This window comes from Vibrio sp. SCSIO 43132 (assembly GCF_019904195.1).
In the GTDB taxonomy this organism is placed as follows: domain Bacteria; phylum Pseudomonadota; class Gammaproteobacteria; order Enterobacterales; family Vibrionaceae; genus Vibrio; species Vibrio nigripulchritudo.
Window position 1 is genome coordinate 3,497,696 of the sequence record NZ_CP063199.1, and the last position, 15,687, is coordinate 3,513,382.

Below are 15,687 nucleotides of genomic sequence, written 5' to 3' on the forward strand. Positions count from 1 at the left end.
CACAGATTGATAGGTCTATATTGTTAAAGAGCTTTGCTTTCAGTGCGTTAGCACTTAGGCAGGACGCGTATATTACGCGATTGACTCTGTAAGTCAACATAAAATTCTAAACTTTTGTTTAAAACCTTATGGTGACTGAACTCTGTCGAGTTCAATCAGAATCAAAGCCTGGCGATGTCCTACTCTCACATGGGGAAACCCCACACTACCATCGGCGCTATTGCGTTTCACTTCTGAGTTCGGCATGGAATCAGGTGGGTCCACAACGCTATGGTCGCCAAGCAAATTCTTTAATTCGGAAAGCTGTTTTTTTAAGTTCTAGTTCTTACACATTCAATGTTCTTATCTGAGTCCATCAAAACCCCTTGGGTGTTGTATGGTTAAGCCTCACGGGCAATTAGTACAGGTTAGCTCAACGCCTCACAACGCTTACACACCCTGCCTATCAACGTTCTGGTCTCGAACAACCCTTTAGGATACTTAAAGTATCAGGGAAGACTCATCTCAGGGCTCGCTTCCCGCTTAGATGCTTTCAGCGGTTATCGATTCCGAACTTAGCTACCGGGCAATGCCATTGGCATGACAACCCGAACACCAGAGGTTCGTCCACTCCGGTCCTCTCGTACTAGGAGCAGCCCCCTTCAATCTTCCAACGCCCACGGCAGATAGGGACCGAACTGTCTCACGACGTTCTAAACCCAGCTCGCGTACCACTTTAAATGGCGAACAGCCATACCCTTGGGACCGACTTCAGCCCCAGGATGTGATGAGCCGACATCGAGGTGCCAAACACCGCCGTCGATATGAACTCTTGGGCGGTATCAGCCTGTTATCCCCGGAGTACCTTTTATCCGTTGAGCGATGGCCCTTCCATTCAGAACCACCGGATCACTATGACCTGCTTTCGCACCTGCTCGAATTGTCATTCTCGCAGTCAAGCGGGCTTATGCCATTGCACTAACCACACGATGTCCAACCGTGTTTAGCCCACCTTCGTGCTCCTCCGTTACTCTTTGGGAGGAGACCGCCCCAGTCAAACTACCCACCAGGCACTGTCCTCACTCCCGATAAGGGAGCCAAGTTAGAACATCAAAGCTACAAGGGTGGTATTTCAAGGACGGCTCCACGCAATCTGGCGACTGCGTTTCAAAGCCTCCCACCTATCCTACACATGTAGGTTCAATGTTCAGTGCCAAGCTGTAGTAAAGGTTCACGGGGTCTTTCCGTCTAGCCGCGGGTACACTGCATCTTCACAGCGATTTCAATTTCACTGAGTCTCGGGTGGAGACAGCGTGGCCATCATTACGCCATTCGTGCAGGTCGGAACTTACCCGACAAGGAATTTCGCTACCTTAGGACCGTTATAGTTACGGCCGCCGTTTACCGGGGCTTCGATCAAGAGCTTCGTCCGAAGACTAACCCCATCAATTAACCTTCCGGCACCGGGCAGGCGTCACACCGTATACGTCATCTTACGATTTTGCACAGTGCTGTGTTTTTAATAAACAGTTGCAGCCACCTGGTATCTGCGACTCTCGTCAGCTCCATCCGCAAGGGACTTCACCGATAAGAGCGTACCTTCTCCCGAAGTTACGGTACCATTTTGCCTAGTTCCTTCACCCGAGTTCTCTCAAGCGCCTTGGTATTCTCTACCCGACCACCTGTGTCGGTTTGGGGTACGATTCCTTACAATCTGAAGCTTAGAGGCTTTTCCTGGAAGCATGGCATCAATGACTTCATCACCGTAGTGACTCGACATCGTGTCTCAGCCTTAAAGAGAGCCGGATTTACCTAACTCTCAAGCCTACGCACTTGAACCTGGACAACCGTCGCCAGGCCCACCTAGCCTTCTCCGTCCCCCCATCGCAATTGTAAGAAGTACGGGAATATTAACCCGTTTCCCATCGACTACGCTTTTCAGCCTCGCCTTAGGGGTCGACTTACCCTGCCCCGATTAACGTTGGACAGGAACCCTTGGTCTTCCGGCGAGGGAGTTTTTCACTCCCTTTATCGTTACTCATGTCAGCATTCGCACTTCTGATACCTCCAGCAGCCCTTACGAACCACCTTCAACGGCTTACAGAACGCTCCCCTACCCAATGCACTAAAGTGCATTGCCGCAGCTTCGGTTTACTACTTAGCCCCGTTACATCTTCCGCGCAGGCCGACTCGACCAGTGAGCTATTACGCTTTCTTTAAATGATGGCTGCTTCTAAGCCAACATCCTGGCTGTCTGAGCCTTCCCACATCGTTTCCCACTTAGTAGTAATTTGGGACCTTAGCTGGCGGTCTGGGTTGTTTCCCTCTCCACGACGGACGTTAGCACCCGCCGTGTGTCTCCCGGATAGTACTTACTGGTATTCGGAGTTTGCAAAGGGTTGGTAAGTCGGGATGACCCCCTAGCCTTAACAGTGCTCTACCCCCAGTAGTATTCGTCCGAGGCGCTACCTAAATAGCTTTCGGGGAGAACCAGCTATCTCCAGGTTTGATTGGCCTTTCACCCCTAGCCACAAGTCATCCGCTAATTTTTCAACATTAGTCGGTTCGGTCCTCCAGTTGATGTTACTCAACCTTCAACCTGCCCATGGCTAGATCACCTGGTTTCGGGTCTATATCCAGAGACTGAGCGCCCAGTTAAGACTCGGTTTCCCTACGGCTCCCCTAGATGGTTAACCTTGCCACTGAATATAAGTCGCTGACCCATTATACAAAAGGTACGCAGTCACCCCGAAGGGCTCCTACTGCTTGTACGTACACGGTTTCAGGTTCTATTTCACTCCCCTCACAGGGGTTCTTTTCGCCTTTCCCTCACGGTACTGGTTCACTATCGGTCAGTCAGTAGTATTTAGCCTTGGAGGATGGTCCCCCCATATTCAGACAGGATATCACGTGTCCCGCCTTACTCGATTTCACTTTAAATCCGCTGTCGGTTACGGGGCTATCACCCTGTATCGCGCTCCTTTCCAGAAGCTTCACCTGACGCATAAAAAGCTTAAGGGCTAATCCAATTTCGCTCGCCGCTACTTTCGGAATCTCGGTTGATTTCTCTTCCTTCGGGTACTTAGATGTTTCAGTTCCCCGAGTTCGCTTCACTGAGCTATGTATTCACTCAGCAATACTTACTTATGTAAGTGGGTTTCCCCATTCGGAAATCCCAGACTCAAATGACTCTTACTGTCTTATCTGGGCTTATCGCAAGTTAGTACGTCCTTCATCGCCTCTGACTGCCAAGGCATCCACCGTGTACGCTTAGTCACTTAACCATACAACCCCAAGAGGTTTCTGTATGTTCAAACAACCAAGGTTTGTGTCTCTCATTATTGAATGAGCGAGAGACATTCGATTTTGCCGGACTCAAATATAAACATCACAAGGATGTTTCCAAGAACACTTGAATGTGTGTTGGTACCTAATTCATAGAATTAGGATTTGAGAACTTTTAATTGAATAACAACGCTTATCCGTAGATAAGGGGATTGTTGTTATTCGTCAGCTTTCCAAATTGTTAAAGAGCATGATTCGTTAAGAACCATTTTTAAATATTCTGTATCAAGAAAATACTTAAAGATGGTGGAGCTAAGCAGGATCGAACTGCTGACCTCCTGCGTGCAAGGCAGGCGCTCTCCCAGCTGAGCTATAGCCCCATAAAGATCCAATGTCTGACCCGCTATCTTTGGGAAGATAGTGGTGGGTCTGAGTGGACTTGAACCACCGACCTCCCGCTTATCAGGCGAGCGCTCTAACCAGCTGAGCTACAGACCCAACATTGCTCTTAACGTTATAAACCGTATCAATCTGTGTGAACACTCATCGCGACTTATTCGTCTTCACTTTAAAAAGTAAAAACAAACTATCCGTATCGTATAAGGAGGTGATCCAGCCCCAGGTTCCCCTAGGGCTACCTTGTTACGACTTCACCCCAGTCATGAACCACAAAGTGGCAAGCGTCCTCCCGAAGGTTAAACTACCTGCTTCTTTTGCAGCCCACTCCCATGGTGTGACGGGCGGTGTGTACAAGGCCCGGGAACGTATTCACCGTGGCATTCTGATCCACGATTACTAGCGATTCCGACTTCATGGAGTCGAGTTGCAGACTCCAATCCGGACTACGACGCACTTTTTGGGATTCGCTCACTCTCGCAAGTTGGCCGCCCTCTGTATGCGCCATTGTAGCACGTGTGTAGCCCTACTCGTAAGGGCCATGATGACTTGACGTCGTCCCCACCTTCCTCCGGTTTATCACCGGCAGTCTCCCTGGAGTTCCCACCCGAAGTGCTGGCAAACAAGGATAAGGGTTGCGCTCGTTGCGGGACTTAACCCAACATTTCACAACACGAGCTGACGACAGCCATGCAGCACCTGTCTCATAGTTCCCGAAGGCACCAAAGCATCTCTGCTAAGTTCTATGGATGTCAAGAGTAGGTAAGGTTCTTCGCGTTGCATCGAATTAAACCACATGCTCCACCGCTTGTGCGGGCCCCCGTCAATTCATTTGAGTTTTAATCTTGCGACCGTACTCCCCAGGCGGTCTACTTAACGCGTTAGCTCCGAAAGCCACGGCTCAAGGCCACAACCTCCAAGTAGACATCGTTTACGGCGTGGACTACCAGGGTATCTAATCCTGTTTGCTCCCCACGCTTTCGCATCTGAGTGTCAGTATCTGTCCAGGGGGCCGCCTTCGCCACCGGTATTCCTTCAGATCTCTACGCATTTCACCGCTACACCTGAAATTCTACCCCCCTCTACAGTACTCTAGCCTGCCAGTTTCAAATGCAGTTCCGAGGTTGAGCCCCGGGCTTTCACATCTGACTTAACAAACCACCTGCATGCGCTTTACGCCCAGTAATTCCGATTAACGCTCGCACCCTCCGTATTACCGCGGCTGCTGGCACGGAGTTAGCCGGTGCTTCTTCTGCAGCTAACGTCAAAATGCGCATCTATTAAATACACACCCTTCCTCACTGCTGAAAGTGCTTTACAACCCGAAGGCCTTCTTCACACACGCGGCATGGCTGCATCAGGCTTGCGCCCATTGTGCAATATTCCCCACTGCTGCCTCCCGTAGGAGTCTGGACCGTGTCTCAGTTCCAGTGTGGCTGATCATCCTCTCAGACCAGCTAGGGATCGTCGCCTTGGTGAGCCTTTACCTCACCAACTAGCTAATCCCACCTGGGCATATCCTGACGCGAGAGGCCCGAAGGTCCCCCTCTTTGAGCCGAAGCTATTATGCGGTATTAGCCATCGTTTCCAATGGTTATCCCCCACATCAGGGCAATTTCCCAGGCATTACTCACCCGTCCGCCGCTCGACGCCGTTATCGTTCCCCGAAGGGTCAGACAACTCGTTTCCGCTCGACTTGCATGTGTTAGGCCTGCCGCCAGCGTTCAATCTGAGCCATGATCAAACTCTTCAATTTAAGATTTTGGTCGGCTCAATGAATACTGAACATTACATAAAGTAATGTTTGAATTGACTGTGCTCTTATTGGTTTTCACTTTTACTCTCTATTTAAAGAAAGTAGTAAAACAAAACAGCTCAAGGCTGTTTCCCAATTCGAATGGTCACTCAGTTCATTGAAACCTAAATCGATACCGAAGTATCTATTTGGATTATCATCAACGAGTGCCCACACAGATTGATAGGTCTATATTTTTAAAGAGCTTTCTTCTTAAGGATTTAAGCTTCCTTGTGAAGAGGCGGTCATTCTAGCGAGATAATTATTAGTGTCAAACACTTTTTCGTTTTTTATTTTTCTTTTTTCAAAGAAGAAACAAATTATCTATTTTTGAGCCAGAAGCCTGACTGACATATTCGCTGAAGCCTTGTGGCGTCTGCCGTGTCAGTGAGGCGGCATTATAGGGAGTAATTCAGAGTTGGCAACACCGAAATAGCATTTTTATTAAAAAGAAAGGCTAAGCGAGCAAATTTTATTCTAAATAAAATTTACCCCCCTAAATCACACATATTATTCACATTTTACTGTGGATAAGTTAGACATTTCCGTCTTCGCTTATCATGTTCTTCACTCTATTAAGGACATCATTAGGTAGTGGGCTTATACCAGCAGAGAACAATACCTTCTTATACTTGGTTTCGAAGAACATCAAATTGCGCAGATGATCAGGTTCGGTTCGACCCTGTTCCATATTCTCATTATGCGTTCTTAGTATCTCTTCGTTGAGCTTGGTTTCAATGGATTCCAGTTGCTCTTCGGAAAGATACATTCGCCCACAGATAACTTTGGCTGAGTCTTTCGCTTTCAATAGCTGTTCGGTTAAGCTTTTTAAATACTGCTGTCCGAGTTTGGATGAGCTCGACATTTGGTAGTGATAAGGACCGATAAAAGAGAAGCGGTTGCTTTCACCCAACTGAATAAGCCCTAAGATTTCCAATGCACGTAAATAAAGATAAGTAGCCGCATCGTCGAGCCCGTATTCTTCCTGCATTAAATGAAGGTCGTTTTCACGATGACGCAATTCGCGATAGAAATCGTAGAGCTGAGGAAACTCGAAGAACACGTCGTCTTGAATTTCATTAAAGAAGTTTTCGTTTTTGAACTGTAACTTCAGAGCAACCTGGTGAAGCTCTGACAAATTGATACCAGCCCCTACACAATAGGTAAGAAGCTTTTCCAATGGAATAGAGGTGTTGTGAAGGTGTCTTTTTAATGATGATAACGGCACACCCAATTGCTGCGCCAGAGTATTATAAGTAATGCCTTCGTCTTTTATTGTTTGCCGTAATGCCATCAGCAGGTATTCCGGCTTTGCTGTTTGTGTAGTTGACTGCATAGTAACACTCCAATGTACATAGAATCCCACAACGACTCGTTGCTATGAATCCAAGCATCTATCTAAGAAAGATATAAAATCAGAGCATCTAGGGTTTGCCAAGTGCTTGAGATGAAATCTAAGCGTCAAATCAAACACATGGCAAAACAGCGACGAAATTCTCTCCATAAATCGTCACTTTTGAGAATGCGTTAGGCGTCATTCTCAAAGTAGTAAGATATCCGAGTCCTTGGATTTAAGTATTCCCTCACTTTTTCCGGTAGCTTGTTCGGCAAAATGGCCGACACAATTTTGAGTTCACTATCCGCAAGATCAAGAATGGGTGCCTGATTACGTGGCACATTTGAATCGTAAAGTAATACGTTCGGGTAAAGGATATTCTGCGCATTGACAGAAATGACCATCCCGACCATTTCATTAGACAACTGGACGACGGTACCTGGTGGGTACACTCCCATAAATTTGATGAGAATGTTCAGGTTTTCATTGTTATATAGGTGCTTGCACTTCTTATATAGATGAGAGAGCGCGCTGAATGGGATCTTTTGCTCTGACTCAATCCTTGGGTGGCACAAGTTATCATAGGCATTGGCTAACGCAACGATTTGAGCATAAGGATCTATCTGCTCCCCTTTCAGACCGTCTGGGTAACCACTGCCATCAAGGTATTCGTGATGCTGGCAAATGATACGCTTGGCACTGGAAGGGAAATCTTCAATTTTCTCTGTCAGCTCCAAGCCATATTTGGTGTGTAACTTGAGATAATTCTCTTCCGGTGCAGTCAGCGGTGACTTCTTATTGACGATGGCTGCTGGCACACGAACTTTCCCCATATCGTGAAAAAGTGCACCAAATGCTATCTCTTTAATCGCTTCCGCCTTCATCCCTTTGCTTTTGGCGATCATCATTGCGATCACCGCTACATTTAGCGAATGGAAGTAAATGTCCTGGAATTTGCTTTTTCCATTCATTAGATGAAGTGTCACGTTGTTGTCTGCTAAAAGCTTATCGACAACTTCATCCACCATGACCGTTGCCTCTTTTACCGCATCAAGCGGTCGGCTGCGGATCTTGCTCATGACTGAACGCAGTTGAGACAAAGAACGCTCAAACTCTTTTTCGCATTTGTTCACACGTCGGCGATATGCGTTGAGTTTTTCTATGCGGGTTTGCTTTTCCTGCCACATTTTTTTCTTGGCAAGCTCAAGTGCTGTCTCTTGCTCCACATTTTCCATTGCTTCGTTAGCTGGAAGTGGCTGGGCATCACTTTGGAGTGGGTTTATATAGACGTGTTTAATCCCCAAGTGACGAATGATATCAACTTGGTCCTGGGATTTGATCTTAAAGCTATTGAGAAGAAACGGGTGATCTTTCCAGCTGACTGGTAACCGGATATGCAACCCCGGTTGAATGCGATCGACCGTTATTTTAATACTGGCCACACTGAATCGAATATTGTCCTAAGTTACGTTTTTAACGCTTAACTTTGAGCGGGAGTGTCAATCTAACCGCGATTCACCTGCAATCACAAAATGGATTACAAAGCGAATATGCAAAGTTTGACTTAGGTAACAATACGATTGATTTTCAGTATGTTAACAACCACTCAGTGCTCAATAAACCACCTAAAAATGTATAAATTGTGATTTATTGAGCACTGACATTATAAAGAAAAAAAGGAGTAGCCAAACCCCTTTAATACATTTCGTTACACCATTTGAGCTGCGAGGTCTCGACCTTGTCCTCTGACATTTTCCAATGTCGGCAAAAATGCCGTCGACAGACCAAGTACTTTCGCGTCATGGTTTGACTCAATATATTCGAGCCTTTGATCTTCCTCTTCAATATCATCCCAATCGATATTGATCTGCCTTGCCAAGTGTAAAGACCAGGCAATTTTTGGCTCTTCTGCGGCGTTATTAGGGTCAAGACAATGAGCGATTGAATCGACGAGCTGAGGCGCAAATTTCCAGGCTGTTGCGAGTTTCGCTCCAAGCTCAGAGGCTGTTGTGCCCAGCACTTCGCGCTGAACGTCTTCTGCGACTTCGCCAGCATCGATTCTTTCTTGAATAGACTTAGCTTCTTCTGGAGCCAACGCATGAATCATCAATTCACCGATGTTATGAAGAATACCAGCGGTAAACACTTGGTTTGGTTCCAGCCCCACTTCTTTCGCAATGTTGCTGGCAATAGTGGCCACTTCAAAAGTGTCGTTCCAGTATTCAGTCACATCCATGGTTTCAAATTTAGGGAAGGCACTGGTCAATACTGATACCACCACTAAGGTTCTGATGGGTTCGGTACCTAAGCGGATAACGGCTTCATCAATAGAAGCTACTGTTCGGCTACGCCCAAAGTGAGCGGAGTTAGCGAGTCGGAGAATACGGGCGGACACCACTTGCTCCATAGCGATTTTTTGCGAAAGCTGCATAAGGTCAACCTCATCCCGGTTGACCATTTCAACGAGCTCCTGCAAGACTTTTCGAATTTTAGGTAATTCATTTATTCTTGATAGTAAACTTGCCTGATCCATTGAATTCTCCCCAAATTAATGAACGTGCAGTTTTAACTATAGGCCAAGAATTCAAAGTTACAGGCGAGCTCTGCCTCCCATGGTGTGACTAAACCTTTGCTAGGTAACGTATTCCCTCATTAGCAAAGGGCTCGCACGCTTTTTCTGATTTTAACTTCAGGTGCAAACTCGTGGGACACATCACTTTCTTTATTCTCGATTTTAGCCGTTAACACTTCTACAGCGGCCCTCGCCATTTTGCTGATAGGAAACTGGACGGAAGAAACAGCAGGATAAAAGCTTTCACACACCTCAACACTGTCAAAGCTGACAACAGAAACATCTTCAGGCACCCTGATATTCTTCTCGTAAAAGTACTGCATGGCACCACTGGTCATTTCTTCACTGGCAGAAAAGATAGCGGTAATCTGAGGGTTGTTTTCCATCAGGGATTTCGCTGCAAAGTAACCACTTTGCCGTCCGTAATCCCCTTCAATAATCTGTTCAGAATTTAGCTCCAGATTATGTTCCTCAACAGCGGCAACAAAACCAGCCAGACGTCGCTGACCACTGAATCGGCTACTAGGACCCGAGATGCAACCGAGGTGTTGATGACCCTGCTGGATTAAATATGACGTAGCAACACGCGCAGCTTCAGTGTGATCAAACGTAATACAGCGATCTTCTAAACCTTCAACAAATCGGTCTAACAACACAAATGGTGTTGGCTGTTCAGCTAACGTGCGTAGTTCTTCATCACTCATATAGCGGCAGTGGAGCACATACCCTTCGCAGCGAAGATCATGAAATCGCTGGATCGCTTCACGTTCACCCTCTGCGCTATGGTGCCCTTGCGCGGTGATCAGAAACTTCTTGTGTTTATCCAGCTCATTTTGAACCTGATTCATCATTTCACCGAAGAAACCACCAGTATAGAAGGTCACGAGCAACCCCGTCATATTCGATGAGGCGGTTGCTAAAGAGCGCGCAATCGCACTGGGGCGATAGTTTAGCTCTGCCATGGCTTGTTCTACTTTTCTTTTGGTTTCTTCCCGAAACTTCCCTTCTCCATTGATGATACGAGAAACGGTCGAACGATTGACGCCAGCCAGTTCTGCGACGTCTTTAATTCTTGCCATGCTGCCAGTGTTCCTTATTGTCTGTCTGGGCTCAATGTAACCGAGAAAAAAGCGAGCTGCCAGATTTCACCGCTGGAATTAAGGTTTAGGGGGTTCCAGCGAGGCAGCTGCTTTCTGTTTATGCGATCAGAGTACCGCTGAGTAATCCGAAACCTCTATGCCCATATCTTTGAGCGACACCTTCAAACGAGGGTCCGTCAGTACACTTAGCTCTTTCTCTCGTTGAAGAGCGTAGCTCGATATTTGTTTCAGGTGTTCGTCTACATGGGCCGGATGACACATCACCTCAAGCACATCACAACGGTCTTGATAAGAGCTCACCAAAGTCAGTAAGGCATCTAACTCGACCGTTTTATCAAAGAACTTTTCGGTAAATTGATAACGGCAGTTTTCAACTGTTTGCGCTCGCAACGGTACGCCTCTTTCCTTCGCAATGTTTTCAACAATCGGCAAAATTTGCGGGTGCCCATGAGCGTGATGGTGGCTATCAATATGGCTCAGGTCGAGACCCAATTGGTCAAAATACTCAAGTTGCGCTCTGACCTCTTTTTCAATCGCTTCGGCATCAAAGTCTCGGCGCGGCCAAAAGTCAGGTTGTTTAGGAAACAAACCATCATCTCCCTGAAGATTTTGGGAGCCAGTCAGCGGTTTACCTGCCGTGAAGCGCAGATGAATGCCAACTTTAAGATCTGGCAATTGCTTTGCCATCTCAACGGCTTCTTTGTCTGTGTCCATCCCAACCATGAGCGTGGTGGAATTCACCACACCTTGAGTATGAGCTTCTTTGATGCCTTGGTTTACACCGTGCGTCAGACCAAAATCGTCTGCATTAAAAATCACCTTCATAGGACCTCCTTTTTTGCCATCATACCGCCAATGTCTGTTAGCTAAATTGAGGCAGGTAAGGTTTATTGGATTCTAAAATTTCATCCAAGATTGCTTTTGCGGCGGCGATATCCGGTACGAGCGGGTTGTTGGCCAGCGCCATCAGGCTTTTCTCATAACTGCCTGTTACCGCAGCTTCAACCGCCAGTTCTTCATAGGCTTTAACCTGATGGATTAAGCCTCGTATTTCCGCTGGGAATGCCCCGACAGCTAGAGGTTTTGCACCAAAGCTTCCGACAACCGAGCTGCATTCGATAACAGCGTCATCAGGTAAAGTATGAATTGCGCCGTTGTTACGAACGTTCACCACATGGACAGCGTTCAAGTTGTTGTGAATCGCATCAACCAGGTTAAGTGAGGCATCGGAATAGTATGCGCCACCACGTTGCTCAAGCTGTTCTGGCTTATGATCAAGATTGACATCCCGATAGAGCTCAAACAGCTCTTTTTCGGTCTGCATCACCTGTTCTGCACGAGTCCCCACCTCTTCTGCAGATTGTTTTTCTTCTGCCAGCATGGCTTCTGTTTGGTAAAAGTAACGGTGATACGGGCACGGAATGACTCCAAGTGCATGGAGGAAATCAGGATCCCAGGGTTCTTCGAATATATTCTTCATGCTGAAATTCGCACCATCACCTACTTTTTCAAGAACCGTCTCCGTGATGTCTTCACCATGTAGCCATACCTGATGCACCCAAACCAGATGATTCAGTCCAGCAAAGTCCAGTTGCAGTTCATGAGGTTCGCAATCCATCATTTCCGCCACCATCATGGTCATGGAAACTGGTACATTACACAGCCCCATACTTTTTACTTTGGTGTGGCGATGAACAGCCTCAGTCACAAGCCCAGCCGGGTTGGTGAAATTCAGCATCCAGGCGTTAGGGGCAAGCTCTTCAATGTCTTTACAAATGTCCAATATGACAGGGATAGTGCGCAGTGCTTTGGCAAACCCGCCCGGTCCAGTGGTTTCCTGACCAATAACGTTGTATTTAATTGGGATACGCTCATCGTTTGCACGTGCTTTTAATCCTCCCACCCGAAACTGAGTCATGATGAAGTCGGCATCCTTAATGGCGCTTCGGCGATCAAGAGAGGCTTTGATTTCAATGTCCGCTCCCACTTTTTCCACCATTCGCTTCGCAAGTGCCGCGATGATTTCCAGTTTTTCTTCCCCTTCCGCTATATCCACAAAATGCATTTCACGAACGGGCAACTTGTCGAGCCTTTTCAACACGCCTTCAACCAGCTCGGGTGTGTAACTGCTTCCTCCACCAATGATGGCGAGTTTAAGTGATTTCTTTTGCATCGTTTTTCTCCTACTTCTCTGCCAGTTTCTGGTGCAGTTCCACCATTTCAGTTGCTAACTCGTGAGCAAGAATGGTCGTCATCAAATGGTCCTGTGCGTGAACCATGACTAACGTCATCGGAACTTTTCCTTCCCCCTGATCGGCTTCGATTAACTGAGTCTGAGTCAGGTGTGCTCGATTCAAACATTCTTTGGCTTGTTTAAGAGATGCCTGAGCGTTATCAAACTCACTCTTTCTGGCTAACGCTAATGCTTCAAAACACAAACTTCTGGCTTCACCGGCATTGCAGATGATGTCCATCACTACCGTTTCTTGTTCCATGATTCTCTCCAATTCTTGAGCAAGCCCAGCCAACGCAGCTGGGCGATAAAATATCGAGGTTTATGCCGTCACGCCTTCACCAGTGGCAGGTGACGTTTGCTGTTCACTTTCTTCTGACTGTTTTTCTTCGGCGAGCAGCTCGCGCTCAAAGATTTTGAAGAATGGGTAATAAAGGAATAGATCCATCACAAACAGCAAGACAACCAACAGCACTGGCGACAGTGTCCAGCCTGCCCCCCACGATGCCCCGATGATGGCAGGCGTCGTCCACGGCATGGTCGCGATCCCCATTCCCACGAATCCGGTGTGAACGGCAAAGTACGCCACTGTTGCATTGATGATAGGAACGAAGACGAACGGCAAAAACAGAGTTGGGTTCATGACGATCGGGCTTCCGAAAATCACTGGCTCATTGATTTGGAAGAAACCAGGGACCGCACTCATGCGCCCTAAACTTTTCAGGTGTGCCGAGCGGCTGAAAGACATTAACGCCACCAGAGCAAGTGTGGCTCCGGACCCGCCAATGAAGATGTAGAAATCCCAGAACGGCTGCGTAAAGATATTTGGTACTTCTTCACCCGCAACAAACGCTTCAATATTGACTGTAAGGTTGGTTAAGAAAATAGGGCCTAACAAGCCAACTACAATAGCTGCACCGTGAATACCGGCAAACCAGAGCAACTGACAAAGAAGCAGGGCACCAATGATGGCGGGCAGAGTATTCGATGCACTGACCAGAGGTTTGAATGCCTCCATGATGGCTTGTGGTATCAGCATGTCATGTTGGGTCTGAAGCCAGATACTCAGTGGATACAAGGTGATGAAAACTGCAACCACAGGCAAAAGCACTTCAAAAGAACGCTGGATTGCAGGAGGAACCTGTTCAGGCATTCGGATTGTGATGTTGTATTTCTTCATGACTCGGTAGAGCTCAACCGCAAAGAAACCAGAGAGCACCGCAGTAAAGACCCCTGTTCCCCCTAAGAACTGCATCGACAGAGCCCCTTCGCTGGCGGGAGACGCAACGAGCAGAAATGACATGAGTGCCAGTGCTGCACTGGTAATACCGTCCATGCCGTACGATTTCGCTAGGCTATAGGCTACGCCCATAGAGACAAAAAGCCCCATTAATGCCATCGACATAAAGTGCGGCATCATGATGGTATCGAAATGGGTTGTGGCGAAATCTATCCACGCTCGACCAAACGCGTTAGTGGTATCCTGATCGAAAGGTGGAAACGCAAATATCAAAACAAAACTGCCGACAATAATAAATGGCATCGCCACGATAAAGCCGTCACGCATTGCCCGAACATGTCTCTGAGCCCCGACTTTCGCCGCTAAAGGAGCAATATGTTGCTCTACGACCCGCATCATCGCATCATATATTTTCATGATTAGACCTTTATTTTAGGTATAAGAACCCCTGCCCAATTAATTAAAATTAATCAGGAGTTCTTTATTAATATTTAACTATTTTATTTACTTAATTAATTCCAGCGCTTGTTTTAGCACGGCATCGCCTTTCATCATTCCATATGTCTGCGGAGGTATCGCCGCAATATTGATTCCAATGCGATCGGTCACTTTCTTCATTTCTTCTAGTTGAAAGCGAACCTGTGGTCCAAGTAAACAGACATCATAGTTAGAAACTGCGTCTTCAAACGCGCTCACAGAAAGCGCATCTATCTTGCACTCAAGCCCTTGTTTATCCGCCGCTTCTTGCATTTTCTTCACCAGCATACTGGTTGACATACCTGCGCTGCAGCAAAGCAATATCCTTTTCATAACCCACTCCAGTTGATCAAATAATGAACTACAAAAACTCTATCAAATAGAGCTTAAACAAAAAAGCGCAACCGGTTGCATTTTGCGTGAACGACCTCTCAGTTTAATAAATAAAAGCGACAGAATTACCTTATTAATTTATTTTGTTATTCAAAATAAATTAATTTTAAACATTCGTAATCAGAAATAATGATGGTATCTATGAAGGTAGTTATGAGGGGTTTTCTAATTTAAAACTAGGAATTATTGATTAGATAAATAATAGAAAAGTTTATATTCCCTTCACAAGATCAATCTAAAATCACATCAAAGGTGATGTTTATCCCAAATATTTCTCTTGTCATAAAAAAGTGCGCTTAGGCTAAAATCACAATTTCTAACGTTTATGCAAATATAGTGATTAAATTACAACAAGATATATTGATACATTTACCACAATAACGCCTTCCAACGATTAAAAAGAGAAGAAACAACGTGTTGCCCAATCGATTTTAATCACTATACTCACTGCCCTTACTTACTGATTTAAAAGGAATTAAATTGTGTCATGGACGTTAAAGGATCTACAGGCATTAATCGACTCACGACGAGGTTGGGAAGTCGATTCGGTAGATTCAGGCACACTCATCATCAACAATAGTGAAGATAGCCTGATTGCATATTTAACAGTGTCAGAGCAACAAATCGTAGTAGAAAGTATTTTATTCCCCGAACAAAACGTCCACGATGTGGATGCCTTAAACCGAGAGATCTTACAGACTCACAAGCTGATCCCGCTGACTAATATTGGCGTCAACCGAGTTGATGAAGTGAATTACTATGTGGCTTACGGCGCACTCTCATCTCAGGCAAAAGACAAGAGCATAATCATTGAGATTGCCACTCTGTTCCGAAATGCCGAAACCTTTATCGACATGTATAACCATCATCTGGCGTATTAA

10 protein-coding genes, 2 tRNA genes and 3 rRNA genes are annotated in these 15,687 nt (G+C 46.3%); 1 reads left to right on the top strand and 14 read right to left on the bottom strand.

What is annotated here, in order from left to right:
• Positions 1-166: 166 nt before the first annotated feature.
• From rrf to INR79_RS15700, 14 genes are all read right to left on the bottom strand, one after another.
• Positions 167-282, bottom strand: a 5S ribosomal RNA gene (gene rrf / locus INR79_RS15635).
• A 94-nt stretch (positions 283-376) separates the two neighbouring features.
• A 23S ribosomal RNA gene (locus INR79_RS15640) occupies positions 377-3,263 on the bottom strand.
• Positions 3,264-3,568: 305 nt separating this feature from the next.
• Positions 3,569-3,644: transfer RNA gene (locus INR79_RS15645), tRNA-Ala, on the bottom strand.
• A 41-nt stretch (positions 3,645-3,685) separates the two neighbouring features.
• Positions 3,686-3,762 (bottom strand) — tRNA-Ile (locus INR79_RS15650).
• Between the two features lie 102 nt (positions 3,763-3,864).
• Positions 3,865-5,416, bottom strand: a 16S ribosomal RNA gene (locus tag INR79_RS15655).
• The 16S, 23S and 5S rRNA genes sit together here with 2 tRNA genes alongside, the layout of an rRNA operon.
• A gap of 574 nt (positions 5,417-5,990) precedes the next feature.
• Positions 5,991-6,791 (bottom strand): helix-turn-helix domain-containing protein, encoded by an 801-nt coding sequence (locus INR79_RS15660; protein WP_004405560.1) that lies wholly within the window; start codon positions 6,789-6,791, stop codon positions 5,991-5,993.
• 191 nt (positions 6,792-6,982) lie between these two features.
• Entirely contained in the window at positions 6,983-8,233 is a 1,251-nt protein-coding gene (locus tag INR79_RS15665; protein ID WP_022551637.1) for an HD-GYP domain-containing protein, read from the bottom strand.
• Positions 8,234-8,499: 266 nt separating this feature from the next.
• Positions 8,500-9,324 carry an HDOD domain-containing protein gene (locus tag INR79_RS15670; RefSeq protein ID WP_022551638.1) on the bottom strand — a complete coding sequence of 275 codons (825 nt, stop codon included), beginning with the start codon at positions 9,322-9,324 and terminating at the stop codon, positions 8,500-8,502.
• Between the two features lie 119 nt (positions 9,325-9,443).
• Positions 9,444-10,442: a LacI family DNA-binding transcriptional regulator gene (locus INR79_RS15675; RefSeq protein WP_022610312.1), complete on the bottom strand. Its 999-nt coding sequence runs from the start codon at positions 10,440-10,442 to the stop codon at positions 9,444-9,446.
• 126 nt (positions 10,443-10,568) lie between these two features.
• Entirely contained in the window at positions 10,569-11,288 is a 720-nt protein-coding gene (gene chbG / locus INR79_RS15680) for a chitin disaccharide deacetylase (RefSeq protein WP_223095035.1), read from the bottom strand.
• Positions 11,289-11,325: 37 nt separating this feature from the next.
• Complete coding sequence (locus INR79_RS15685; protein WP_223095037.1) at positions 11,326-12,636, bottom strand: 6-phospho-beta-glucosidase; 1,311 nt, start codon at positions 12,634-12,636, stop codon at positions 11,326-11,328.
• A gap of 10 nt (positions 12,637-12,646) precedes the next feature.
• On the bottom strand, positions 12,647-12,958 hold the full coding sequence (locus INR79_RS15690; RefSeq protein ID WP_022602771.1) for a PTS lactose/cellobiose transporter subunit IIA: 312 nt from the start codon (positions 12,956-12,958) through the stop codon (positions 12,647-12,649).
• A 60-nt stretch (positions 12,959-13,018) separates the two neighbouring features.
• Positions 13,019-14,353 carry a PTS sugar transporter subunit IIC gene (locus tag INR79_RS15695; protein WP_022551643.1) on the bottom strand — a complete coding sequence of 445 codons (1,335 nt, stop codon included), beginning with the start codon at positions 14,351-14,353 and terminating at the stop codon, positions 13,019-13,021.
• Positions 14,354-14,440: 87 nt separating this feature from the next.
• A complete protein-coding gene (locus INR79_RS15700) occupies positions 14,441-14,746 on the bottom strand; it encodes a PTS sugar transporter subunit IIB (RefSeq protein WP_004405541.1) in 306 nt (101 codons plus the stop codon).
• A gap of 542 nt (positions 14,747-15,288) precedes the next feature.
• Here INR79_RS15700 and INR79_RS15705 point away from each other — a divergent pair.
• Complete coding sequence (locus tag INR79_RS15705; protein ID WP_004405530.1) at positions 15,289-15,687, top strand: DUF2170 family protein; 399 nt, start codon at positions 15,289-15,291, stop codon at positions 15,685-15,687.